Raw genomic sequence first — 23,615 nt, forward strand, 5'->3', positions numbered from 1 at the left:
TGGGCGGTCGTTTCATGGGGAGTTCAGAGTGAAACCGGTCAAAGTAGGCATCTGTGGGTTAGGTACCGTCGGTGGCGGCACCTTCAACGTACTTCAGCGCAACGCCGAGGAGATTGCCCGCCGTGCCGGGCGCGGTATTGAAGTGGCGCAGATTGCGATGCGCTCGCCGAACCCCAACTGCCAGATTACCGGTACCCCCATTACCAACGATGTCTTCGCAGTGGCCGGCAACCCGGAGATCGATATCGTCATCGAGCTGATCGGTGGCTACACCGTCGCGCGCGAACTGGTGCTCAAGGCCATCGAGAACGGCAAGCACGTGGTCACCGCCAACAAGGCGCTGATTGCCGTGCACGGCAACGAGATCTTCGCCAAGGCGCGCGAGAAGGGCGTGATCGTCGCGTTCGAAGCTGCGGTTGCCGGTGGCATCCCGGTGATCAAGGCGATCCGCGAAGGCTTGTCGGCCAACCGTATCAACTGGGTCGCGGGCATCATCAATGGCACGGGCAACTTCATCCTGACCGAGATGCGCGAGAAGGGCCGCACCTTCGAAGACGTTCTCGCCGAAGCACAGGCACTGGGCTATGCCGAAGCCGATCCGACCTTCGACGTGGAAGGCATCGATGCCGCGCACAAGCTGACGATCCTGGCGTCCATCGCCTTCGGCATCCCGTTGCAGTTCGACAAGGCCTACACCGAAGGCATCACCCGCCTGACCACGGCCGACGTCAACTATGCCGAAGCCCTGGGCTACCGCATCAAGCACCTGGGCGTGGCACGCAGCACCGAGCGTGGTATCGAACTGCGCGTCCACCCGACGCTGATCCCGGCCGACCGCCTGATCGCCAACGTCAACGGCGTGATGAATGCGGTGATGGTCAATGGCGATGCAGCCGGCTCCACCTTGTTCTACGGCGCCGGTGCTGGCATGGAGCCCACCGCTTCGAGCGTGGTCGCCGACCTGGTCGACGTGGTTCGTGCCATGACCTCGGACCCGGAGAATCGTGTCCCGCACCTGGCCTTCCAGCCGGACTCGTTGTCCGCCCACCCGATTCTGCCGATCGAGGCGTGCGAGAGTGCCTACTACCTGCGCATCCAGGCCAAGGATCATCCGGGGGTGCTGGCACAGGTGGCGAGCATCTTGTCCGAGCGCGGCATCAACATCGAGTCGATCATGCAGAAAGAGGTCGAGGAACATGACGGCCTGGTGCCGATGATCCTGCTGACCCACCGCGTCGTCGAACAGCACATCAATGATGCCATCAAGGCGCTGGAAGCCTTGCAGGGCGTGGTCGGGGCCGGTTGTGCGCATCCGTGTCGAGCACTTGAACTAAGCGGCAGCTGCCAGAGGAATTCGCAATGCGTTATATCAGTACTCGCGGTCAGGCCCCGGCCCTGAACTTCGAAGAGGTCCTGCTCGCCGGCCTGGCCAGCGATGGCGGGCTGTACGTGCCGGAAAATCTGCCGCGTTTCACCCAGGAAGAAATCGCCTCGTGGGCAGGCCTGCCTTACCACGAGCTGGCCTTCCGAGTGATGCGCCCGTTCGTCACCGGCAGCATCCCGGACGCCGATTTCAAGAAGATTCTCGAAGACACCTACGGGGTATTCGCCCACGCCTCGATCGCCCCCTTGCGCCAGCTGGGCGGCAACGAGTGGGTGATGGAGCTGTTTCACGGCCCGACCCTGGCGTTCAAGGACTTTGCCCTGCAGTTGCTGGGTCGTCTGCTCGACTACGTGCTGGCCAAGCGTGGCCAGCGCGTGGTGATCATCGGCGCCACCAGTGGCGATACCGGTTCGGCGGCGATCGAAGGCTGCAAGCACTGCGAGAACGTCGACATCTTCATCCTGCACCCGCATGAACGCGTATCGGCGGTGCAGCGTCGGCAGATGACCACGATCGGCGGCGATAACGTGCACAACATCGCCATCGAGGGCAACTTCGACGACTGCCAGGAAATGGTCAAGAACAGCTTCGCCGACCAGAGCTTCCTCAAGGGCACGCCGCTGGTTGCGGTGAACTCGATCAACTGGGCGCGGATCATGGCCCAGATCGTCTACTACTTTCATGCCGCGCTGCAGCTGGGCGGGCCAGCCCGTTCGGTGGCGTTCTCGGTGCCGACCGGCAACTTCGGCGACATCTTCGCTGGGTATCTGGCACGCAACATGGGCCTGCCGATCAACCAGTTGGTGGTGGCCACCAACCGCAACGACATCCTGCACCGCTTCATGAGCGGCAACCAGTACGTCAAGGAAACCCTGCACGCCACGCTGTCGCCGTCCATGGACATCATGGTTTTCTTCGAACTTCGAACGCCTGCTGTTCGACCTGCACGGTCGCAACGGCGCGGCCATTGCCGGCCTGATGGACAACTTCCGCCAGGGTGGCGGCTTCAGTGTCGAGCAGGAGCGCTGGACCGAGGCGCGCAAGCTGTTCGACTCGCTGGCTGTCAGCGACGAGCAGACCTGCGAGACCATCGCCCAGGTGTTCGCTGAGTGCGGCGAAGTCCTCGATCCGCACACGGCCATTGGCGTGCGCGCGGCCCGCGAATGCCGACGCAGCCTGGATACGCCCATGGTCGTGCTCGGTACCGCGCACCCGGTCAAGTTCCCCGAGGCGGTGCAGAAGGCCGGCGTGGGCAAGGCCCTGGAGCTGCCACCGCATCTGGTCGATCTGTTCGAGCGCGAAGAGAAGTGCACCGTATTGCCCAACGACCTGTCGGCCGTACAAGCCTTCGTCAGTCAGCACGGCAACCGCGGCAAGCCGCTCTGACGGTACGCAGCAGCGCGTCTGACGCGATCTGAAACACATAAAGCCCGCTCGATGCGGGCTTTCTGCTTTTTACAGTGCCAAGCTTATGCAACTTTTTCCCAGGCCCTTTCGGCCCGCAGGCAAGGATGCACGGCATGAGACCCACACCGACCTCGTTTTTCACGCGCGCAGGGGCGATGGCGTGGGCGGCGAGGTTGTTGATTGGCGCCTGCATCCTCTCGCCCAGCTGGGCCGTTGCTGCCCAGAGCCTGCCGTTCGCGCTCGTCGCACCGTTCGCCCAGCTTGCGCCACTGCCGCTCTCCAGTGACGAACAGCAATGGCTGCAGCGCCACGGTACGCTGCGGGTGGGGGTTTCGCTGGCTGACTATGAACCCATCGACATCACCAGCGAACGCAACCGCTATCAAGGTGTGAGCGCCGATTACCTCAGTCTCATCGGTAGTCGCCTGGGGGTCGAGCTGCGAGTACTGGGCTTCGCCCAGCGCAGCGAAGCGGTGCAAGCGCTCAAGGATGGCGAAATCGACCTGCTGACCAGTGCCAATGGGTTCGAGCAGGCCATCGCCGGCCTGGCTTTCTCCAAAGAGTACATGCCCGACCATGGCGTCATCGTGCGTCGTGCAGGCAGCAAGCGGGAAACCGACCTGGCCGGTGAAAAGGTCGCTCTCGTGGATGGCTATGCCGACGATGCCACGGTGCAGCGGGTGTATCCGGACAGCCGCATCGTCATGGCGCCCAGCCTGAGCAGCGGCCTGCAGGCGCTGCATCAGGGCGATGTCGACGCCATGATCAGCAACGAGGTCATCGTACGTGCCTACAATGCGCTGCGTCCCTATCTCGATCTGGACATCGTTGGCCCCAGCAGCCTGCCACCGGTGGGTTACACCTTTGCCAGTCGCCAGGCCGACCCCCTGCTTGGACAGATGGTCGAACGGGCCCTGGCCAGCATCGACGACGGCCTGCGCCGCGAGATCCTGACCCGCTGGACCACCGGGCTCGGCTCTGAAATCGGTCACCACCGGGTCCCGCTGGAACCCGCCGAGCAAGCCTGGATCGCCCGGAACCGCCAGGTCCGCGTGGTTGCGACCCAATATCCGCCGTACCTTTACAGAGACCGGCAGGGAAACTGGGTAGGGCTCAACAGTGAGGTGTTGGCGACGGTTTCGCACATGACGGGACTGCAGTTCGTCTACCTGCCTTCCAGTTCCATGGCCCAGAGCCTGGACATGCTCAAGCACGGCCAGGCCGACATGAACACCACGCTCTCGGAAACCCCGGAACGCAAGGCGTTCCTCAGCTTCAGTCATTCCTTCGGCGGTCAGGGCTGGGTGTTCATCGTTCGCGCCGAGGATCTGCCCATCGGCCATCTGGACGAGCTCGCCGGCAAGGTGCTGGCGATTCCGGCCGAGCACGCGCTGGAAAGTGCGATCCGCACCCAATACCCGCACATCAAGCTGGCGTTGGTCAGCACCTATGACAAGGCGCGCGAGATGGTCGCCAGCGGCGAGGCGGATGCCACCATCGACAGTGAGGTCGGGGCCTATCGGGCAGTGGGGCGTTATCCGCCGGGTGTGCTCAAGGTCGGGCGCAACGTGGATGGCGAATGGTCGCCCGATCGTTTCGCCATTCGCGCCGCCGAGCCCGAGCTGACGGCCATCATCAACAAGGCGCTGGAAGCGTATCCGGTGGCGGAGTTGCGCGCAGCACGCCTGAAGTGGCTGGGTGCGGTGGTGCCACCGGAGCCCATGTGGCAACGCATCGCCACTTGGGTCTATTGGGTTTTGGCAGTGGCCTTGGTGCTGGGTGCCGTTTCGCTGTTGTGGAGTGGCCGACTCAAGGCTCAGATCCGTCAGCGACTCGAGGCCGAGCACGCGCTCAACGATCAACTCGCCTTCCAGCATGCATTGCTCGATGGCATTCCCAGCCCCATCTATGTCCGCGACCTGCAGGCACGGCTGTTGTCCTGCAACAAGAGCTATGAGCAGAGCTTTGCCACGCGCCTGCATGACATCAAGGGCCGTACGTTGCAGGAGGTCGCCGTGGTCAACGCGGACGAGGCCGAGCAGATGCATCGTGACTACCTCAAGTTGCTGGACGACCAGCAGCCGGTGTCCGCCGATCGGCAGATTCAGATGCATGGCCGCAAGGTTCATGCCTGGCAATGGATCGTGCCGTTCTACAATGCCGAAGGCCAGCTCCAGGGATTGCTGGGCGGCTGGATCGACATTTCCGAGCGCAAGCGTCTCGAAGATCAACTGGTGGAGGCTCGGCACAGCGCCGAACAGGCCAATCAGGCCAAGAGCGCTTTTCTGGCGACCATGAGCCACGAGATCCGTACGCCCATGGCAGCCATCATCGGCCTGCTAGAGTTGGAGCGCGAACGGCGCAAGCGTGACGAGCAACCGGTGTCCGAGGCGCTCGAGGTGGCGTGGCGTTCGGCCCAGGAGCTCATTGCCCTGATCGGCGATAGCCTGGATCTGGCGAAGATCGAGTCGGGCAGCCTGCAACTGGCCGAGCAGGTGACCGAAGTGAGGCCGTTCTTCGAAGGCATGCTCAGCCTGTTCTCGGCCCAGGCCCAGCGCAAGGGGATTGTGCTCGATCTCGACATCGCACCGTCCATGGTCGGCACATTCTGGTTCGATCCGTTGCGGCTGCGGCAGGTGGTGCACAATCTGCTCGGCAATGCGCTGAAGTTCACCCGCCAGGGCAGCGTGAGCCTTGCAGTCGGTGCACAACCGATCAACCCAGGTCAGTGGCGGATGACCATCGTCGTCAGCGACACCGGCGCGGGTATCACCCCGGCGCAACAGGCCCGGCTGTTCAAGCCGTTCGTTCAGGCAGGAGTGGACGTGCAGCAGGAGTCCGTCGGCACCGGCCTGGGGCTGACCATCTGCAAGCAATTGGTCGAACTGATGGGCGGGACGATCAACCTTCACAGTACCGAAGGTGTAGGAACGCGAGTCGAAGTACAGATCGATGTACGGCACGATGCAGCGTCCGAGGAGGCACTGCCGATCGTGCAATCGCGGCCCGAAACCGCTGCGCTGGACATACTGGTCGTGGATGACCTGTCGGCCAATCGGATGGTGTTGAACCAGCAGCTGCAATTCCTCGGGCATCGGGTACAAGACGCCAGCGACGGTTTGATGGCCCTGGCGGCCTGGCAGGCCGGGCATTTCGATCTGGTGCTTACCGACTGCAACATGCCAGGCATGAATGGCCATGCCTTGTGTCAAGCCATCCGCCAGCAGGAAGCGGCCTCCGGTGCGCCCCCGGTCATGGTCATCGGCTGCACGGCCAATGCCATGCAGGATGAGCGGTTGCGCTGTGCCGAAGCGGGTATGGATGAACTGTTGGTCAAGCCCATAGCGCTGGACAAGCTGGCGCAGATCATTGCCGATCTGCAGCAGGGGCCGGCATTCTCCATGCCGGCGCTGCAGCGTCTGACTCAAGCCAATGAAAGGGTCATGCGGCGAATGCTCGATGAATTCTCCCGCAATCTGGAGGACGAGACCCAGGCGCTGACAGAGGCCGTCGAGAGCCTGGATTGGGTGCGCCTGCGCGAAGTGCTTCACCGGCTCCAAGGCATTGCCTGTCTGATCGACGCGGCGCCTCTGGCGCACGCGCTCGCCGAAGTGGATGCGTGCTGTCAGTCGGACGATGAGCAACGGTTGCGCGTCAAGAGTGCCGAGCTCCACCGCGAGATTGGCCGGCTGGCAACGGCAATGGCGCACAGCTGAGAAAATTCCCCGGAAATTTAGGACTTGTCCTATCCCAAGCGTCCCGCTTGCTCTTTAAAGTGCCAGGCAATGCGCAACTCGATGCGCTCCTTCGAGGTTTTCATTCATGCGTTCGCTCAGAGTTCTGGTGCTGGAAGACATTCCGTACCAGTTGATCGCCATGCATCAGGTGCTCAATGCGTGTGGCGTGTTCGATGTCCTGACCGCGCAAAGCTTCAATGCCGCGTGTCTCTCGCTGGAAAAGCGTCATGGCGCGGACGTGGTCATCTGCGAGGTGACCATGGCCGGCCTGGACATGGACGAGCTGATTCGACATCTGGCCGCGACCGGGCTGGCGCGGGCACTGATCCTCTACAGCAATGGCTCGCAGCCGGTCGAGCCGTTGGCAGCACTGGCCCGGCAGCACAGGTTGCCCCTGCTGGGAGTGCTGTACACGCCGGTGTCGTCTGTTGCGGTGCATGGGTTGCTGCAGGATTACCAGCGCCGAATGGACGTTCAGGCCTTTCTGCCCCTGCCTGAGGTCCATGAGATCAGTCACTACGAGGGCGCCTGGCCTTTGCCCTTGCGCCCCTGACGGCCCAAGCTGGCGTGATGCAGGTCTGCCTCGATCATGTTCATTTCAATCCGTGGGCCTGCAGGTAGATATACAACGCGGCATCGTTGCTCACGCCCAGCTTGCGCATGGCGCTGACCTTCTGCGCACTGATCGTCTGCTTGCTCCGATTGAGCTGGACGGCGATTTCGTTGACCGAGAGGCCTTGAGCCAATAACCGCGTGATTTCCATCTCACGTGGTGACAGGTCGACATGGCCAGTGATCTGGCTGGCGGGATTATCACCCGGCGCTGCCAGGATGCTTCTTATCGATTGCGCCACGAACGGCTTGTTGCGCTTGAGGCTGGCGATTGCTGCCGGCAACTCGTTGACGAGGCTGGCCTTGCCCAACAGGCCGGCCACCCCCAGGTTCAGGATCGCCCGTAACAGGCCTGGATTGGTGAGCATGGTCACCACCAGTATCGGCAGTTTCGGCCAGTGCCGACGGACATACCCGATCAGCCGCAGGCCATCGCTCTGGTCCTGAGACGGCATCATGAAGTCGGTGATCAGCAGGCCGCATTCGGTTTCGCCAAGGCAGCGGGTCAGCTCCTTGGGCGATGCGGCTTCGGCCACCACGCGCAAGCCAGGGTCGCGTTCCAGCACGGCACGCAGGCCGATACGAAAGATCGGGTGATCATCGGCCAGCACGATCCGCAGGGGGGCGATCAGTGGGTCGGTCAAGGCGGGCTCCGGTGACGGGCGAATCAGGCGGTGAATTCTGGCACAGCCGTGGTCTATTCCTGATCTGTTTTGTAGTCCATTTCTGGCCTTGTAGCCACCAAACCACACAATCAGAAAAGTCCTACGTCTGTAATGTCATATTCCGCAGGCACCGTCGGTAACAGTCTGACATGACAGGCCCAGAACTTTTTTCGCTGGGGAAGGGTCAGTGTCATGCACCTTAAGAATTCGAACAGACGAGTGGTGATGCGATGAAGAATATCAGCCTGTTGCTCAATGAAGCCCTGACGCCGTATCGCGTGACTCTCGAAGGGCTGGATAGCCTTGGCAATTGCCAGGTCGTGGTAATGAGCGCGGCTGGAAGCGTGGTGACCAAGCGTTCGGTCAACCGTAGCCAATTCGAAGATTTGCGTTCATTTACCGATGTCGTGGACGGATTGCACCGTGATCTGCTGGTGGCCGAAGGGCGATTGGAGCCGTCGATGATCGCGGCGTTGCGCAACGTTTCGCAAAGTGCCGGTTTCAACCACGCGCTGGCTTGAGTTGAGCGGCCTGTCTCTATCTGCGCGGTGAGGCCTTCGCGGGCAGAGCCCGCTCCCACAGTGTTTGGCGGGGGGGAGTGCGTTTCCATAGGCCTTCGCGGGCAGAACCCGCTCCCACAGTGTTTGGCGGGGGGAGTGCGTTTCCATAGGCCTTCGCGGGCAGAGCCCGCTCCCACAGTGTTTGGCGGGGGGAGTGCGTTTCCATAGGCCTTCGCGGGCAGAGCCTGCTCCCACAGGGGAAGTGGGTGCGTTTACCGGGAAGGCTGCACGCGCTTCGGCGAATGCTCTGGAGCCCATACCCCCAGTCAGCGCTGGTTGCAGTAAGTTTCGTTGCCACCTGTGTTGAATAACGCCTGGGTTTCGCGCAGATAACCGGGTTGTTCATGGGGCGCCAGCCATTGTGCATAGAGCTGCGCCAGCTGATTGTTGCGCAGCTCCAGCAACACCGGGTTCAATGCGTCCACCACGCGACGCCCGACGGGGCTATCGGAGCAGCCAACGTGCACGATCTGTGTGCTTGCCGCACCCTTGATCGGGACCTGCACCAGTTGCTCCGGATCCAGGCCTTCCTGACGCGCCTGATAGCGAGCCTCCAGCCAGTAACCCAGCAGAGCTTTGATCCTTCCCAGTCTTTCCATGCGCAGCAAGCTGCCCATGGCGTCGTTGCCATGGTGGGCAAGAATCTGGCTACCTTTGGCTTCAGCCAGGATGGAATCGACGACGCGGCCATAGCTGCGTCCGGCGATGGTGCCCAAGGCGATGGTATTGCTGCGCAGAAGGGCGCTCAGGTCGACCTTGCTGTCCTCCATGAACCGGGCAATGAGCGGTAGATCGCTGCGCTGCATGATCAGTGCGCTGCTCAGCACGTTCATGCTGGGCACGGAGTAAAAGATCGTCTGCGCGCGTTGGGCCGTCCAGAGCAGCGCGGGGTCGCAATAAAGGCCTGGTTCGGCGAGCATCTGCGAAGCCGCGCGCGCGGTTGACCCTGAGCACGCTGTGGTCATAGTCCGGCAAGGCTGCGCGCAGCAGTGGCAGGGTTTGGTCGACAGCGCCGCGGTTGCGGTCCGGGCCTCTGGCAATGATCAGCGGCGCCAGGTCGCGGAGCAGCCAGGTGATGGTTTCCCGGCCCTGTGCATGAGGGGCGGTGAGCAGGCAGGCGCACAGCACCAGTGACAGGAGAAGGCTGCCGGTTGGCAGGATTCTGGGGCATAAGTCCATGGCAGTCCTTGCGCAGGGAGTGGGGCGGGGGTGTCCGTTTTTGAAACACCGCACCATCTTTGCACACCCAGGCTCATGATCAAAACGCACTGTGGCGCCGTAGTGGCCCATGGAGGTCGTTGATCAAGGCCGCATCGGGTAGACTGTCGACCTTTTCCCGTTCCCAAGAAGCCTGCCTAATGGCCCAGCCGTCGACCACGTATAAATTCGAACTGAACCTCACCGATCTCGACCGCAGCGTTTACGAGAGCGTCAAGCAGACCATCGCCCGCCACCCCTCCGAAACCGAAGAGCGGATGGCCGTGCGCCTGCTGGCGTATGCCCTGTGGTACAACGAGCATCTGTCTTTCGGCCGCGGTTTGTCGGATGTCGATGAAGCTGCGCTGTGGGAAAAGAGTCTGGACGGGCGGATCCTGCATTGGATCGAAGTCGGTCTGCCCGATGCCGAACGGCTCACCTGGTGTTCACGTCGCACCGAGCGTACCAGCCTGCTGGCCTACGGCAGCCTGCGCGTGTGGCAGACCAAGGTGGTCGATGCGGTCAAGAACCTGAAGAACGTCAACATCGCCGCGGTGCCTCAGGAAGTGCTCGAGACCCTGGCCAAGGACATGCCGCGGGTCATCAAGTGGGACGTCATGATCAGCGAGGGCACGGTGTTCGTCACCGATGACCGCGGTCAGCACGAAGTCCAGCTCGAGTGGCTGTTGGGCGAGCGCTAGGCCGCCCGGTTTCACCTTTCCTCTTTTGTCTTGCAGTGAGAACCGCCCCAGGCACCATGCGCATCGAACCCCGTCAGTTGCCCCAGATCCTGCCCTTCCTCGGCGATATGCCGCCCCTGCTCAATCGCCTGTACGCGGCGCGTGGCGTATCGAGTGCGCAGGAGCTGGACAAGAGCCTGGCGCGCCTGATTCCCTTCCAGCGGCTCAAGGGTATCGAGGCCGCCGTCGAGCTGCTGGTGACGGCCATCGACCAACGCCAGCGCATTCTCATCGTCGGCGACTTCGATGCCGACGGTGCGACGGCCAGCGCGGTGGGGGTGCTGGGTCTGCGCCTATTGGGCGCTGCCCATGTCGATTACCTGGTGCCCAATCGTTTCGAGTACGGCTACGGCCTGACCCCCGAGATCGTCGAAGTTGCCTTGCAGCGCGAGCCACAGTTGCTGGTGACGGTCGACAACGGTATTTCCAGCGTCGAGGGCGTGGCTGCGGCCAAGGCTGCCGGGCTGCAGGTGCTGGTGACCGACCATCACCTGCCGGGGCACGAGTTGCCGGCTGCGGATGCCATCGTCAACCCCAATCAGCCGGGCTGCGAGTTTCCGAGCAAGAACCTGGCCGGGGTCGGCGTGATTTTCTACGTGCTGATGGCCCTGCGCGCACGGCTGCGTGAGTTGGGCCGCTATGCCCAGCTGGCGCAACCCAACATCGGCGAACTCCTCGATCTGGTAGCGCTGGGCAGCGTGGCGGACGTCGTGCCGCTGGATGCCAACAACCGCATTCTGGTGCATCAGGGGCTGGAGCGAATTCGTGCGGGTCGGGCCCGGCCCGGTATCACGGCGATTCTGGAGGTGGCACGCCGCGAGGCTGCGCGGATCACCTCTACCGATCTGGGCTTCATCCTCGGGCCGCGCCTCAATGCCGCCGGGCGCCTGGACGACATGAGCCTGGGCATCGAGTGCCTGTTGAGCACCGATCTGCCCAGCGCCCAGGCGATCGCCTCGCAGCTCGATGGGTTGAACCAGGACCGCAAGTCGATCGAGCAGGGCATGCAGCGCGAAGCCCTGGCCCAGCTCAAGGACCTAGCGGTGGAATCCATGCCGTTCGGCCTGTGCCTGTTCGACGCGCAGTGGCACCAGGGTGTGATCGGCATCCTTGCCTCGCGCCTCAAGGAGCGCTACCACCGGCCGACCATTGCCTTCGCCGATGCGGGCGACGGTTTGCTCAAGGGCTCGGCGCGTTCGGTGCAGGGCTTTCACATTCGCGACGCACTGGATGCCGTGGCGGCCAGTCATCCGCAGTTGATCAGCAAGTTCGGTGGGCATGCCATGGCGGCGGGACTGACACTGCCGCAGGAAAACTTCCCGGCGTTCTGCGAAGCGTTCGATGCCCAGGTGCGCAGCCAGCTGTGCGAGGAAGACCTGACCGGACGCCTGCTGTCCGACGGCACTTTGGGCGTCGAGGAGTTTCACCTGGAGCTGGCGCGCGCCCTGCGCAATGCCGGGCCCTGGGGGCAGCATTTTCCCGAGCCGATGTTCCATGGCGTGTTTCAGCTGGTGGAACAGCGCGTGGTCGGCGAGCGTCACCTCAAGGTCACGCTCAAGACCGAGTGCGGCAGTGTCAGCCTGGACGGTATCGCCTTCGGCGTCGACCGTGAGGTATGGCCCGATCCGTCGGTACGCTGGGTGCAGCTGGCCTACAAGCTGGACCTCAACGAGTTTCGCGGACGCGAGACGGTGCAATTGCTCATTACCCACATCGAGCCGCGCTGACAGGCGGAACCACGGTCGCCGGCGGGTTGTCGACTGGTCTTCAAGAGCGAGATGGTACGTCCGCCACGGCTGTCGGCCGACGGCCTCTCGTCACACGTGGAACTGCCAACCGAGGTGCCCGATGAGCATGCTGCTCGAACCCTATACCCTCCGCCAGCTGACCCTGCGCAACCGCATCGCGGTTTCACCGATGTGCCAGTACTCCAGCGTCGATGGCCTGGCCAACGACTGGCATCTGGTGCACCTGGGCAGTCGTGCCAGCGGCGGTGCCGGTCTGGTCTTCACCGAAGCCACCGCCGTGACGGCCGATGGTCGCATCACACCGGAAGACCTCGGTCTGTGGAACGACGAGCAGATCGAACCACTGCAGCGCATCACCCGCTTCATCACCTCACAGGGCGCGGTGCCGGCGATCCAACTGGCCCACGCCGGGCGCAAGGCCAGTACCTGGCGACCCTGGTTGGGCAAGCATGGCAGTGTGCCGGTCAATGAAGGTGGCTGGTTGCCCGTCGGGCCCTCGCGGATCGCCTTCGACCCACAGCACACCGCACCTACTGCGCTGGACGAAGCCGCCATCAAGGACATCGTCCAGGCGTTCGTCGCCGCCACCAAGCGCGCATTGACCGCCAACTTCAAGGTGGTCGAGGTCCATGCGGCCCACGGCTATCTGCTGCACCAGTTCCTGTCGCCGCTCAGCAATCAGCGTCAGGATCAGTATGGGGGTAGTTTCGAAAACCGAATTCGTCTGACCCTGGAGGTCACTCAGGCGATTCGAGATGTGTGGCCGGCGGAATTGCCCGTGTTCGTCCGCGTATCCGCGACCGACTGGGTCGAAGACGGCTGGAACCCGGACGAAACCGTGGAGTTGGCCAAGCGCTTGAAGGCGCTGGGCGTGGACCTGATCGACGTATCGTCGGGCGGCAGCTCGGCCAATGCCGAGATTCCAACCGGACCAGGCTATCAGACGCGCTTTGCCGAGCGGGTCCGCAAGGAGGCGGATCTTGCCACGGGCACCGTGGGCATGATCACCGACCCGGCTCAGGCCGAGCACATTCTGCGTACCGGTCAGGCTGACATCATCCTGCTTGCGCGTGAACTGCTGCGCGATCCGTACTGGCCCCTGCACGCCGACGAAGACCTGGGCGGTCGCCTGGCCACCTGGCCAGCCCAGTACCAGCGCGCCACCCACCGCGATCAGCCGATCCTGGAATCGGATCTGCGCGACTGATCGTCGTCGGGCGTTTCAATGATGGCATCTTCGCCCTTGGAATCATGGGGCGAAGAGGCCATGCCGCTTCAGTCCATCAGACGTACTTGCGCTTTTCCGGAGCCGGAGGGAAGTACTGGTAGAGCCAGGTTTCGCTCAACGTGCGCCCCTGGGTCTTGATGAACAGGCGCATGTCCACCGGATCGACGCTGTCGCTGGTAGGGTACCAGTCGAACAGCACGCGGAAGCCCTTGATGTCCGGCAACTCCAATACCTGAATGTCCTGCACCTTGCCGCCCGAGGCCGTGATGATGGGTTCGATCGGCGTTTTCAGCGATTCCAGCCCGCCACCGGTGAAGTCCACGGCGAACCGTCGTGCCCAGACGTTGGGGTAATGCTCGCCCGGCGCCCAGCCTTCGGTGAAACCACCCATCCCGGAGCGCGTTGCCGCGACACGCGCAAGGGGCGTGCCGACCGGTGCCAGGGCGCTCCAGTACAGCTTGTAGCCGAAATTCAGGGAGTTGCCGGCCTTGACCGGATTCTTGGGTGTCCAGAAGGCGACGATGTTGTCCATGGTTTCACCGGTGGTCGGCAGCTCCACCAGATCGATGGCGCCTTCGCCCCAGGCGGTGGTCGGCTCGACCCACAGGCTCGGACGCTTGTGGTACCAATCGACCGTATCCTGATAGCTGCTGAAGTTGTGGTCGGTCTGGATCAGGCCGAAGCCTTTTGGATCGACATCGGCAAAAGCGTTGAAACGCACGCGGTCCGGGTTGTTCAGCGGTCGGCAGATCCATTCGCCATTGCCGCGCCACATGGCCAGGCGATCCGAATCGTGGATCTGTGGATGGATGGTGTCGCACATGCGCCGCTCGTGGTTGCCGCAGCTGAACATGCTGGTCATCGGTGCCACTCCCAGCTGCTCGATGTCCTGACGCGCGTTGATGTGCGCATCGATGTCCATGACCACGCGCTCTGCCTGGCAATCGATGTCGAAGCGATAGGCGCCGGTGGCACTCGGTGAGTCGAGCAGGGCGTAGACCACGAAGCGGGTGCTGTCTTTGCTTGGCGTTTCGAACCAGAACTTGGTGAAGTCGGGAAATTCTTCCTGTTTCTTGGCATAGGTGTCGATCGCCAGGCCGCGCGCGGACAGACCGTACTGGCCGGTGGCATCGACGGCGCGAAAGTAGCTGGCGCCGAGGAAGGACACCACGTCATGGCGTTCGAGGTTGGGCGCCTTGAACAGTTTGAAGCCGGCGAAGCCCAGGTCGCCCTTGAGCTGCGAGGTGTCGACCGTGGTGTTCTGGTAGTTGAACAGCGGCGGATGGAAATGCACTTCGCGCGCCTGCTTGCGATCGGCATCGACGCTGTACATGCGCACCGGGGTGCGGAAGCCCATGCCGACGTGGAAGAACTGCACGTCCAGCTGGCCATTGAGGTCGTTCCACAACGAATGGTTGGCGTCGTAGCCAATCGCATTGAATTGCTGTGGCGTCATGTTTGCCAGGGTCGGTGGCAGGGTCTGCTTGTTGCTGACATAGGCCTGTGCGGCCAGGCTCTTGGCCTGAGCCTTGAGCATGTCGAAGCTGAACGGCTCGGCTTCGCCATCGGCGGTGGCGGCCAGGGCCTGGGCGGCGAACAGCCCGGTGCCGGACAGTCCGGTATAGGCCGCGAGGGCCATCGACGCTTTCAGAAGGTGTCTGCGGTGCATAGCTAACCTGTTCTGAATCAACCTCGGTCGCTCCAAGCGACCTGCGAGGCTCAAATGGGAAGGTTTGGGCCTGCCTTGTCCAAACGCAGCGAACTGTACACAGATACCGGAATGACCGATGTGTTCGCAAACTCCTGTAAAAAAGTTTTCCGGATATGTCCCCGTCGCCCCCCCGATTGACCGTTGTGGTCAAGCATTTGCGCAACATCCCGAAGCAAATCACCATTCGAGCCAAGCAACGGAATGCCCTTACTCTCGTCAAACGTTTCTCCCATTGACGAGACCAAAAAATGAACACGCGTGGCTTGCTCGACCAGTTGTTCAAATCCGGCCAGGAGCTGCTGAAGAACAAAAGCGGCGGTGGCTCTTCACCCCTGGGTGGCGCCGGTGGTGCCGGTGGTGTCGCCGGTGCACTCGGCGGTCTGCTTTCCGGCAAAGGCGGCGCGGGCAGCGCGTTGGGTGGCCTGTTGTCCGGCGGCAAGGGCGCGCTGACCGGTGGCGCCATGGGCCTGTTGCTCGGCAACAAGAGCGCACGCAAGTACGGCGGCAAGGCGTTGGCCTATGGTGGCCTGGCAGCGTTGGGCGTCATTGCCTACAAGGCCTATGGCAACTGGCAGGCCCAGCAGCAGAGCGCGCCACGTGGCGAGCCACAGACGGTCGACCGGGTGCCGCCCCAGCAGGTCGAGGAACACAGCCAGGCCATCCTCAAGGCGCTGGTTGCGGCAGCCAAGTCCGACGGCCATGTGGACGAACGCGAACGTGAACTGATCGAAGGCGAGTTCACCCGTCTGGATTCGGACAACGAGCTGCAGCAGTGGCTACACGCCGAATTGAACAAGCCGCTGGACCCGGTGGATGTGGCGCGCGCTGCCAAGACCCCGGAGATTGCCGCCGAGATGTACATCGCCAGCGTCATGATGGTGGATCAGGAGCACTTCATGGAGCGGGCCTACCTGGACGAACTGGCCAAGCAGCTGTCCCTCGACCCTGCGCTGAAGCTGGAACTGGAAAAGCAGGTTCGTCAGGCCGAAGCCGAGGTCGTGTAAGGTGAATAGACAGGTTGAACGGAGGGCGTCACCGTTCATCCGTCGATCGCGACGTCGGTCGGCAATAGTCATGCATTGATCACGCGGCAACTGGCATTACCCTCGCTGATGAACGAAAGTTGAGCAACAGCGCGAAATCGCCTGAGGTAGGGCTATACTCAGGCGATTTTTCGTTTGTGCTGTAGGAATTTTCGAGGGTTGACTGTGAAGAACTGGTCCTTGCGCCACCGCATCCTGGCGAGTTTCGCCGTTGTCATCGCAATCATGCTGTTGATGGTCGTGGTGTCCTATTCACGTCTGCAGACCATCGAGACCAACGAAACCAAGGTGCGCACCGACAGTGTGCCGGGCGTGGTATTCAGCTCCATGATCCGCAGTGCTTGGGTCGACAGCTACGTCTATACCCAGCAGCTGGTGGGCCTGAGCTATCAGCGCGAGCTGATCACGGCCGACGAGGACCAGTACAAGAGCTTCGCCGAGCGCCTGACTCAGCAGATGGCCAATTACCGCAGCACCGTCCAGGACAGCGAAGACCAGGCCGCTTTCGAAGAATTCGCGCGGATGCGCGTGACCTATGAAAAGACCCTGGCTGACGTGCTGGAAGCCTATCGCCTGCGCAAGTTCAGCGAAGCCCAACAGATGGCCATCGACGACCTGACGCCAGCCTGGGTCGCCGGTCGCAAGCAACTCAACACCTTGATCGATCGCAATCGCGAGGGGGCCGAGAAGGCCACTTCGGCCATCGACTCCTCGGTGGCCGCGGCCAAGGTCAGCCTGGTGATCTCGCTTCTGGTGGCAATCATCGTCGCCGGTGTCTGCGGGCTGTGGCTGCTGCGTACCATCATGGCGCCCATGCAGAAGATCGTGCGGATCCTGGAGGTCATGCGCAACGGCGACCTGAGCACTCGCCTGAGCCTGGCGCGCAAGGACGAATTCAACGAGGTCGAACTGGGCTTCAACGACATGATGACCGAGCTCACCGCGCTGGTGGCCCAGGCGCAGCGATCGTCGGTGCAGGTCACCACCTCGGTGACCGAAATCGCCGCAACGTCCAAGCAGCAACAGGCCACGGCGACCGAAACCGCCGCAACGACCACCGAAATCGGCGCCACTTCGCGAGAGATCGCCGCCACCTCGCGCGATCTGGTGCGGACCATGGGTGAGGTCACTTCGGCAGCCGACCAGGCGTCCTCCCTGGCCGGCTCCGGTCAGCAGGGTCTGGCGCGCATGGAAGAAACCATGCATCAGGTCATGGGCGCTGCGGAGCTGGTCAACGCCAAGCTGGCGATCCTCAACGAGAAGGCCGGCAACATCAACCAGGTGGTAGTGACCATCGTCAAGGTGGCGGACCAGACCAACCTGCTGTCGCTCAACGCCGCCATCGAGGCCGAGAAGGCCGGCGAGTACGGTCGCGGCTTTGCGGTGGTCGCCACCGAAGTACGCCGTCTCGCCGACCAGACCGCCGTGGCCACCTATGACATCGAACAGATGGTGCGCGAAATCCAGTCGGCCGTCTCGGCCGGGGTCATGGGCATGGACAAGTTTTCCGAGGAGGTGCGCCGCGGCATGTTCGAGGTGCAGCAGGTCGGCGATCAGCTGTCGCAGATCATCGGCCAGGTGCAGGCCTTGGCGCCGCGCGTGCTGATGGTCAACGAGGGCATGCAGGCGCAGGCCACCGGTGCCGAACAGATCAACCATGCGTTGGCGCAGTTGGGCGATGCCAGCAGTCAGACGGTGGAATCGCTGCGTCAGGCCAGCTTCGCCATCGACGAGCTGAGCCAGGTCGCCACCGGACTGCGCGGCGGCGTCTCGCGCTTCAAAGTCTGATGGGCGCGATGCCGATCGCCGCGCGCAACAAGCTGTTCCTGCTGTTCCGCATCGCACAGGAGCGCTTCGCGCTGGATGCGCTGGAAGTGGCGGAGGTTCTGCCGTTGCTGCCGCTCAAGCCGGTCCCGCAGGCGCCGGCGTGGGTGGCCGGTGTATTCGCCCATCGCGGTCGTGTGGTGCCGGTGCTGGACGTCAGCGCGTTGAGCTTCGGCGTCGCGGCGGTGCGCCGTACCAGTACGCGTCTGGTGCTGGTGCACTACCCGAATGACCAGGCCGGTCCGCAGGCTCGTCTGGGGCTGATCGTCGAATTCGCCAGCGAAACGCTGCGCTGCGATCCACACGACTTCAAACCCAATGGTGTGCATAACCGTGCCACGCCCTACCTGGGGCCGGTACGCGAAGACAGTCAAGGGCTGTTGCAGTGGTTGCGCGTGCAGGATCTGCTCGAACCGGCCGTGCGCGAACTGCTCTTTGCCCCGCAGTTGGCGGCCTCGGTCGTGGAGGAGGGCGCGCGATGAGTGACGACCAGCGCTTCGTGCGTTTTCTGCGTGACCGCATCGGTCTGGATGTGGCGTCGGTAGGTCCGGCGTTGATCGAGCGCGCGGTCGCGCAGCGCAGCCAAGCCGCGCATGCCCCGAACCTGGATGCCTACTGGACGCTGTTGCAGGGCTCGGCAGCGGAGCAGCAGGCGTTGATCGAGGCGGTCATCGTTCCGGAAACCTGGTTCATGCGCTACCCCGAATCCTTCGCCGCGCTGTGCAAGGTCGCCAAGGCGCGCCTCGCCGAACGGCCCGGCGTGCCGCTGCGCATTCTCAGCCTGCCCTGTTCGACGGGCGAGGAGCCTTATTCGATCGCCATGGCCTTGCTCGACGCCGGGCTGGCGCCGGAGCAGTTCAGCGTGGACGGCGTGGACATCAGCCCACTCTCGGTGAGCCGGGCGACACGGGCGGTCTATGGGCGCAATTCGTTTCGCGGGAGCGCCGCTGACATTTCGTGATCGACATTTTGCGCCGACGGACGAGGGTTACCTGCTCGCACCACAAGTTCGCGCGCAAGTACGCCTTCAGGTGGGCAACATTCTCGATCCGCTGTTGCTGGGCGGCGAGCGCGCCTATGACTTCGTGTTCTGCCGCAACCTGCTGATCTATTTCGACCTGCCGACCCAGCAGCAGGTGTTCGAAGTGCTGAAGAAACTGACTCACGAAGACGGTGCACTGTTCATCGGCCCGGCCGAGGGCAGTCTGCTGGCGCGCTTGGGTATGCGCCCGATCGGCATCGCGCAGTCGTTCGCCTTCGTCCGCGATCGTCAGGTTGCGCCTGCGCCCACGCCCTTGGCCCCTGCGCCGGCGCGGTTGCAGATGCCGATCAAGCTGCTGCCCGAGCCTGGTCGGCAGCCGGCGCGTCCCCGCACGCGAGTGCTGGCGCTGCCGGTGGCCAACGCCGCCGAAACGGTGGCGAGCGACGGCGCAGCCTTGCTTGCGCAGATCGCCAGGCTCGCCAACGAAGGTAAAAGTACCGAGGCCCAGGCGGCGTGCGATGCCTACCTGCGCAGCCATGGGCCCGATCCCCAGGTGTTCTACTGGCTGGGCCTGCTCAGTGACGTCGGCGGCCAGATGCTGCAGGCCCAAGGTTACTACCGCAAGGCGTTGTACCTCGATCCACAGCATGCCGAGGCGCTGGCTCACCTGGCCATGCTCCTCACCGCCCAAGGCGACATCGCCGGTGCGCGGCGCCTGCAGGAGCGTGCCGCGCGCAGTGACCGGCCGCAGGCGCAGGAGCATAAACGATGACGGCCCCGGACCTGATCGACATCGATGCCCAGCAGATCGATGACTGCTGGAACCGCATCGGCATTCATGGCGACAAATCCTGCCCACTGCTGGCAGAGCACATCCATTGCCGCAACTGCGCGGTGTACGCCTCGGCAGCGGTCCGTCTGCTGGACCGCTACGCTTTGGATCGCCAGCACGCGCCCCTGCATTACAGCGAAGCGGTAGGAAGGGTCGAAAGCAAATCACTGGTCCTGTTTCGCCTGGCCGATGAATGGCTGGCGCTGGCCACCCGCTGTCTGGTGGAGGTGGCGCCGGTGCAGGCCGTGCATTCGCTGCCGCACCAGCGCTCGCGAGCGTTGCGCGGCGTCGCCAATGTGCGCGGCGCGCTGGTGCCGTGCCTGGCGTTGGAGGAGCTGTTGGGCATCGACACCCAACACGCCACCCCAGCCGTCTCCGCGCGGGTCATGCCGCGTATGCTGATCATCGCCATAGACGGCGGCTCGGTGGTGGTGCCGGTGGAGGAAGTGGACGGTATCCATCGCATCGATCTGGTCGAGCTCGAACAGGCTTCCACGGCCACGACCCAGGCGGGCGCACGGTTCACTCAGGGCGTTCTGCCATTTCGCGGGCGCAGCGTGCGCCTGCTCGACGACACGGCGCTGCTGCAGGCCATGAACCGGAGCCTGACATGACCCCGGAGCAGATGCGCGACGCCTCGTTGCTGGAACTGTTCAGCCTGGAAGCCGAGGCCCAGACCCAGGTACTCAATGCCGGGCTGTTGGCCCTGGAGCGCAACCCGACCCAGGCCGATCAACTGGAAGCGTGCATGCGCGCGGCCCACTCGCTCAAGGGCGCCGCGCGCATCGTCGGCCTGGACGCCGGAGTGCGCGTGGCCCACGTCATGGAAGATTGCCTGGTAGCGGCCCAGGAGCGGCGTGTGTACCTGATGGCCGAGCACATCGATGCGCTGCTGCTGGGCACCGATTTGCTGATGCGTATCGGCACGCCCGGTCCTGGCGCGCCCGGCACGCACGATATCGATGCCTACGTGGCGCAGATGGCGGCGGTGATGGATCCCTTGGCCGCCGCCGCAGCGCAGCTCTCGCCCACGGTGCCACCGGCTGCACCTGCGCCGGCCGAGCTACCCATGGAGACCCCGCCCGAGCCGCCCTCAGTCAGCGAACTTGCAGACGCAACGCCCGCCTTGGACGATTTCGTGGCCGAACTCCCGGCGAACCGGGCACGCCGGGTCACTGACACCGGCGAGCGGGTATTGCGGGTCACGGCGGAACGTTTGAACAGCCTGCTGGACCTGTCGAGCAAGTCGCTGGTAGAAACCCAACGGCTCAAGCCCTATCTGCTGACCATGCAGCGTCTCAAGCGCATGCAGGCGCAGAGCATCCGTGCGCTCGGCGGCCTTGCCGAACAGTTGCAGCTCGAAGGGCAGAGCGCCGAGGTGCGCGACGCCTTGGCGCAGGCCCAGTCGCTGCTGGATCAGACCCAGCAGATGCTGCTGCAGCAGACTGCGGAACTGGATGACTTCGGCTGGCAGGCCAGCCAGCGCGCGCAGTTGTTGTACGACACGGCACTGGCCTGTCGCATGCGCCCGTTCGCCGACATGCTGGGTGGTCAGGAACGCATGGTCCGCGACCTGGGCCGCTCGCTGGGCAAGCAGGTGCGGCTGGACATCGAAGGCGAGAAGACCCAGGTCGACCGCGACGTTCTGGAAAAACTCGAAGCGCCGCTGACCCACCTGCTGCGCAACGCCGTCGACCACGGTATCGAAACCCCCGAGCAACGCCTGCTGGCCGGCAAGCCTGGCGAAGGCCGAGTGCTGCTGCGCGCCTCCCACCAGGCAGGCTTGCTGGTGCTGGACCTGAGCGACGACGGCGGTGGGGTCGATCTGGCTGCGCTGCGCCGCAGCATTGTCCAGCGCGGCTTGTCGGCCGCTGATACGGTGGAGCAGCTCAGTGAAGAGGAGCTGCTCAGCTTTCTGTTCCTGCCCGGCTTCAGCATGCGCGACACGGTCACCGAGGTGTCGGGACGAGGCGTCGGGCTGGATGCGGTGCTGCACCTGATTCGCCAACTGCGTGGCTCGGTCGAGCTCATCCAAGTGCCGGGGCAGGGCAGCCGTTTTCACATCGAGGTGCCGCTGACCCTGTCGGTGGTACGCAGCCTGGCGGTGGAAGTGGGGGGCGAGGCCTACGCGTTTCCGCTGGCGCACATCGAACACACCATGGACCTGCCGGCCGAGGACATCATCCAGCTCGAAGGCCGCCAGCACTTTTGGTTTCAGGACCGTCATGTCGGCCTGGTGGCCGCCAGTCAGCTGTTGCAGCGGCCGCCCAGTCAGGGCAACGAAGCGACCGTCAAGGTCGTGGTGATCCGCGACCGCGAGGCGATCTACGGCGTGGCGGTGGAACGCTTCATCGGCGAGCGCACGCTGGTCGTGCTGCCGTTGGACGCGCGGCTGGGCAAGGTCCAGGACATTTCCGCCGGTGCCTTGCTCGACGACGGTTCGGTGGTGCTGATCATCGATGTCGAAGACATGTTCCGCTCGGTGGAGAAACTGCTCAATACCGGTCGCCTGGAGCGCATCGACAAACGCAGCCAGCAGGCCGAAGCGGCGCGCAAGCGGGTGCTGGTGGTGGATGACTCGCTGACCGTCCGCGAGCTTCAGCGCAAGCTGCTCAGCCATCGCGGCTACGATGTGGCCGTGGCCGTCGACGGCATGGATGGCTGGAATGCCTTGCGCAGCGAAGACTTCGACCTGCTGATCACCGACATCGACATGCCGCGCATGGACGGCATCGAACTGGTGACCCTGCTGCGCCGCGACAGCCGCCTGCAGTCGTTGCCGGTCATGGTGGTTTCCTACAAGGACCGCGAAGAGGACCGCCGCCGCGGCCTCGACGCCGGTGCCGATTATTACCTGGCCAAGGCCAGTTTCCACGATGATGCCTTGCTCGATGCGGTGGTTGAGTTGATTGGAGGAGCGCGGGGATGAGGATTGCCATCGTCAATGACATGCCCATGGCCGTGGAAGCGTTGCGCCGGGCGATCGCGCTGGAGCCGTCCCACGAGGTGGTGTGGGTGGCCAGCAACGGTCGCGAAGCGGTCGAGCGCTGCCAGACCGTGACCCCGGACCTGATCCTGATGGATCTGATCATGCCCGTGATGGACGGTGTGGAAGCCACTCGGCAGATCATGGCCAACACCCCGTGCGCCATCGTCATCGTCACGGTGGACCGCCAGCAGAACGTTCACCGTGTCTTCGAGGCCATGGGCCACGGTGCCCTGGATGTGGTCGATACCCCAACCCTGGGTGTGGGCGACGCTCGCGAGGCTGCTGCGCCACTGTTGCGCAAGATCTTCAACATCGGCTGGCTTGTGGGGCAGCGCAGCCCGGCGGTGCGCAGCGAGTTGCCGCTGCCGCGCGCAAGCGGGATGCGACAGAAGCTGGTGGCCATCGGCTCGTCGGCCGGCGGCCCCGCCGCGCTGGAAATCCTGCTCAAGGGATTGCCGCGCGATTACCCGGCGGCCATCGTTCTGGTTCAGCATGTGGACCAGGTGTTCGCCGCCGGAATGGCCGAATGGCTGAGCAGTGCCTCGGGCCTGCCGGTGCGCCTGGCAAGGGACGGTGAGGCCCCTCAGGCTGGCACTGTGCTACTCGCTGGCACCAATCATCATATTCGTCTGCTGAAAAATGGTACCTTAACCTACACGGCAGAACCGGTGGACGAGATCTACCGGCCTTCCATAGATGTTTTTTTCCGTAGTGTGGCGCAATTCTGGAACGGCGACGCCGTGGGCGTGTTGCTCACCGGCATGGGCCGCGACGGCGCGCAGGGCTTGAAGTCGATGCGTCAGCGCGGTTACCTGACCATCGCCCAGGACCAGCTCAGCAGCGCCGTCTATGGAATGCCGAAAGCGGCGGCGGCCATTGATGCAGCTGTTGAAATTCGTCCGCTCGAGCGGATCGCACCCCGACTGATGGACGTATTTTCACGATGAACTCGAGCC

Annotated in this window: 15 protein-coding genes and 3 pseudogenes; 15 read left to right on the forward strand and 3 right to left on the reverse strand. The window is 63.6% G+C overall.

What is annotated here, in order from left to right; all coding sequences use genetic code 11:
• The first annotated feature begins 28 nt into the window (after positions 1 to 28).
• The 4 genes and pseudogenes from ABMD26_RS15970 to ABMD26_RS15985 all read left to right on the forward strand — a co-directional run bounded on the left by ABMD26_RS15970 (position 29) and on the right by ABMD26_RS15985 (position 7,081).
• Positions 29 to 1,334 (forward strand): annotated as a pseudogene (locus tag ABMD26_RS15970) (homoserine dehydrogenase).
• 25 nt (positions 1,335 to 1,359) lie between these two features.
• Positions 1,360 to 2,770: pseudogene (thrC, locus tag ABMD26_RS15975) on the forward strand (threonine synthase).
• Positions 2,771 to 2,904: 134 nt separating this feature from the next.
• A complete protein-coding gene (locus ABMD26_RS15980; RefSeq protein ID WP_354310649.1) occupies positions 2,905 to 6,507 on the forward strand; it encodes a transporter substrate-binding domain-containing protein in 3,603 nt (1,200 codons plus the stop codon).
• 106 nt (positions 6,508 to 6,613) lie between these two features.
• Positions 6,614 to 7,081 carry a response regulator gene (locus tag ABMD26_RS15985; RefSeq protein ID WP_122742483.1) on the forward strand — a complete coding sequence of 156 codons (468 nt, stop codon included), beginning with the start codon at positions 6,614 to 6,616 and terminating at the stop codon, positions 7,079 to 7,081.
• Positions 7,082 to 7,121: 40 nt separating this feature from the next.
• Here the strand turns inward: ABMD26_RS15985 and ABMD26_RS15990 are convergent, their stop codons facing one another.
• Positions 7,122 to 7,784: a response regulator gene (locus ABMD26_RS15990; RefSeq protein ID WP_240050162.1), complete on the reverse strand. Its 663-nt coding sequence runs from the start codon at positions 7,782 to 7,784 to the stop codon at positions 7,122 to 7,124.
• Positions 7,785 to 8,035: 251 nt separating this feature from the next.
• Between ABMD26_RS15990 and ABMD26_RS15995 the strand changes: the two genes are divergently transcribed.
• Positions 8,036 to 8,326: a DUF3509 domain-containing protein gene (locus ABMD26_RS15995; protein WP_134723627.1), complete on the forward strand. Its 291-nt coding sequence runs from the start codon at positions 8,036 to 8,038 to the stop codon at positions 8,324 to 8,326.
• A 305-nt stretch (positions 8,327 to 8,631) separates the two neighbouring features.
• Here the strand turns inward: ABMD26_RS15995 and ABMD26_RS16000 are convergent, their stop codons facing one another.
• Positions 8,632 to 9,285: a hypothetical protein gene (locus ABMD26_RS16000; RefSeq protein ID WP_354310652.1), complete on the reverse strand. Its 654-nt coding sequence runs from the start codon at positions 9,283 to 9,285 to the stop codon at positions 8,632 to 8,634.
• 438 nt (positions 9,286 to 9,723) lie between these two features.
• Between ABMD26_RS16000 and ABMD26_RS16005 the strand changes: the two genes are divergently transcribed.
• From ABMD26_RS16005 to ABMD26_RS16015, 3 genes are all read left to right on the forward strand, one after another.
• Positions 9,724 to 10,263, forward strand: a complete 540-nt coding sequence (locus tag ABMD26_RS16005; protein WP_049861282.1) for a YaeQ family protein — start codon at positions 9,724 to 9,726, stop codon at positions 10,261 to 10,263.
• Between the two features lie 56 nt (positions 10,264 to 10,319).
• Positions 10,320 to 12,029: a single-stranded-DNA-specific exonuclease RecJ gene (recJ, locus tag ABMD26_RS16010; protein ID WP_134723625.1), complete on the forward strand. Its 1,710-nt coding sequence runs from the start codon at positions 10,320 to 10,322 to the stop codon at positions 12,027 to 12,029.
• Between the two features lie 121 nt (positions 12,030 to 12,150).
• Positions 12,151 to 13,257: an NADH:flavin oxidoreductase/NADH oxidase gene (locus tag ABMD26_RS16015; protein WP_134723624.1), complete on the forward strand. Its 1,107-nt coding sequence runs from the start codon at positions 12,151 to 12,153 to the stop codon at positions 13,255 to 13,257.
• Between the two features lie 76 nt (positions 13,258 to 13,333).
• Here the strand turns inward: ABMD26_RS16015 and ABMD26_RS16020 are convergent, their stop codons facing one another.
• Positions 13,334 to 14,947: a glucan biosynthesis protein D gene (locus ABMD26_RS16020; protein ID WP_354310656.1), complete on the reverse strand. Its 1,614-nt coding sequence runs from the start codon at positions 14,945 to 14,947 to the stop codon at positions 13,334 to 13,336.
• 290 nt (positions 14,948 to 15,237) lie between these two features.
• Here ABMD26_RS16020 and ABMD26_RS16025 point away from each other — a divergent pair, with 290 nt between their 5' ends.
• The 7 genes and pseudogenes from ABMD26_RS16025 (at position 15,238) to ABMD26_RS16055 (ending at position 23,606) form a co-directional block, all read left to right on the forward strand.
• Positions 15,238 to 15,993: a tellurite resistance TerB family protein gene (locus tag ABMD26_RS16025; RefSeq protein WP_354310658.1), complete on the forward strand. Its 756-nt coding sequence runs from the start codon at positions 15,238 to 15,240 to the stop codon at positions 15,991 to 15,993.
• Between the two features lie 204 nt (positions 15,994 to 16,197).
• Positions 16,198 to 17,820 carry a methyl-accepting chemotaxis protein gene (locus tag ABMD26_RS16030; protein WP_049861332.1) on the forward strand — a complete coding sequence of 541 codons (1,623 nt, stop codon included), beginning with the start codon at positions 16,198 to 16,200 and terminating at the stop codon, positions 17,818 to 17,820.
• Between the two features lie 8 nt (positions 17,821 to 17,828).
• Positions 17,829 to 18,338, forward strand: coding sequence for a chemotaxis protein CheW (locus ABMD26_RS16035; RefSeq protein ID WP_240050161.1), 510 nt, complete (start codon positions 17,829 to 17,831; stop codon positions 18,336 to 18,338).
• Positions 18,335 to 19,610, forward strand: a pseudogene (locus ABMD26_RS16040) (CheR family methyltransferase). Before ABMD26_RS16035 ends, ABMD26_RS16040 begins: the two are co-directional and overlap by 4 nt.
• Positions 19,607 to 20,284, forward strand: coding sequence for a chemotaxis protein CheW (locus ABMD26_RS16045; protein ID WP_122742476.1), 678 nt, complete (start codon positions 19,607 to 19,609; stop codon positions 20,282 to 20,284). The pseudogene ABMD26_RS16040 and the gene ABMD26_RS16045 overlap by 4 nt, the downstream one beginning before the upstream one ends.
• On the forward strand, positions 20,281 to 22,599 hold the full coding sequence (locus ABMD26_RS16050; RefSeq protein ID WP_354310662.1) for a hybrid sensor histidine kinase/response regulator: 2,319 nt from the start codon (positions 20,281 to 20,283) through the stop codon (positions 22,597 to 22,599). Before ABMD26_RS16045 ends, ABMD26_RS16050 begins: the two co-directional genes overlap by 4 nt.
• Positions 22,596 to 23,606 (forward strand): chemotaxis response regulator protein-glutamate methylesterase, encoded by a 1,011-nt coding sequence (locus ABMD26_RS16055; RefSeq protein WP_049861291.1) that lies wholly within the window; start codon positions 22,596 to 22,598, stop codon positions 23,604 to 23,606. The genes ABMD26_RS16050 and ABMD26_RS16055 overlap by 4 nt, the downstream gene beginning before the upstream one ends.
• Positions 23,607 to 23,615: the final 9 nt, after the last annotated feature.

The organism is Pseudomonas sp. PvP001 (assembly GCF_040546375.1).
GTDB classification, from domain to species: domain Bacteria; phylum Pseudomonadota; class Gammaproteobacteria; order Pseudomonadales; family Pseudomonadaceae; genus Aquipseudomonas; species Aquipseudomonas coleopterorum.

Coding starts and splice junctions, on each gene's coding strand:
- ABMD26_RS15980 (WP_354310649.1), top strand. CDS start 2,905: ATGAGACCCACACCGACCTCGTTTTTCACGCGCGCAGGGGCGATGGCG.
- ABMD26_RS15985 (WP_122742483.1), top strand. CDS start 6,614: ATGCGTTCGCTCAGAGTTCTGGTGCTGGAAGACATTCCGTACCAGTTG.
- ABMD26_RS15995 (WP_134723627.1), top strand. CDS start 8,036: ATGAAGAATATCAGCCTGTTGCTCAATGAAGCCCTGACGCCGTATCGC.
- ABMD26_RS16000 (WP_354310652.1), bottom strand. CDS start 9,285: ATGCTCGCCGAACCAGGCCTTTATTGCGACCCCGCGCTGCTCTGGACG.
- ABMD26_RS16005 (WP_049861282.1), top strand. CDS start 9,724: ATGGCCCAGCCGTCGACCACGTATAAATTCGAACTGAACCTCACCGAT.
- recJ (WP_134723625.1), top strand. CDS start 10,320: ATGCGCATCGAACCCCGTCAGTTGCCCCAGATCCTGCCCTTCCTCGGC.
- ABMD26_RS16015 (WP_134723624.1), top strand. CDS start 12,151: ATGAGCATGCTGCTCGAACCCTATACCCTCCGCCAGCTGACCCTGCGC.
- ABMD26_RS16020 (WP_354310656.1), bottom strand. CDS start 14,947: ATGCACCGCAGACACCTTCTGAAAGCGTCGATGGCCCTCGCGGCCTAT.
- ABMD26_RS16025 (WP_354310658.1), top strand. CDS start 15,238: ATGAACACGCGTGGCTTGCTCGACCAGTTGTTCAAATCCGGCCAGGAG.
- ABMD26_RS16035 (WP_240050161.1), top strand. CDS start 17,829: ATGCCGATCGCCGCGCGCAACAAGCTGTTCCTGCTGTTCCGCATCGCA.
- ABMD26_RS16045 (WP_122742476.1), top strand. CDS start 19,607: ATGACGGCCCCGGACCTGATCGACATCGATGCCCAGCAGATCGATGAC.
- ABMD26_RS16050 (WP_354310662.1), top strand. CDS start 20,281: ATGACCCCGGAGCAGATGCGCGACGCCTCGTTGCTGGAACTGTTCAGC.
- ABMD26_RS16055 (WP_049861291.1), top strand. CDS start 22,596: ATGAGGATTGCCATCGTCAATGACATGCCCATGGCCGTGGAAGCGTTG.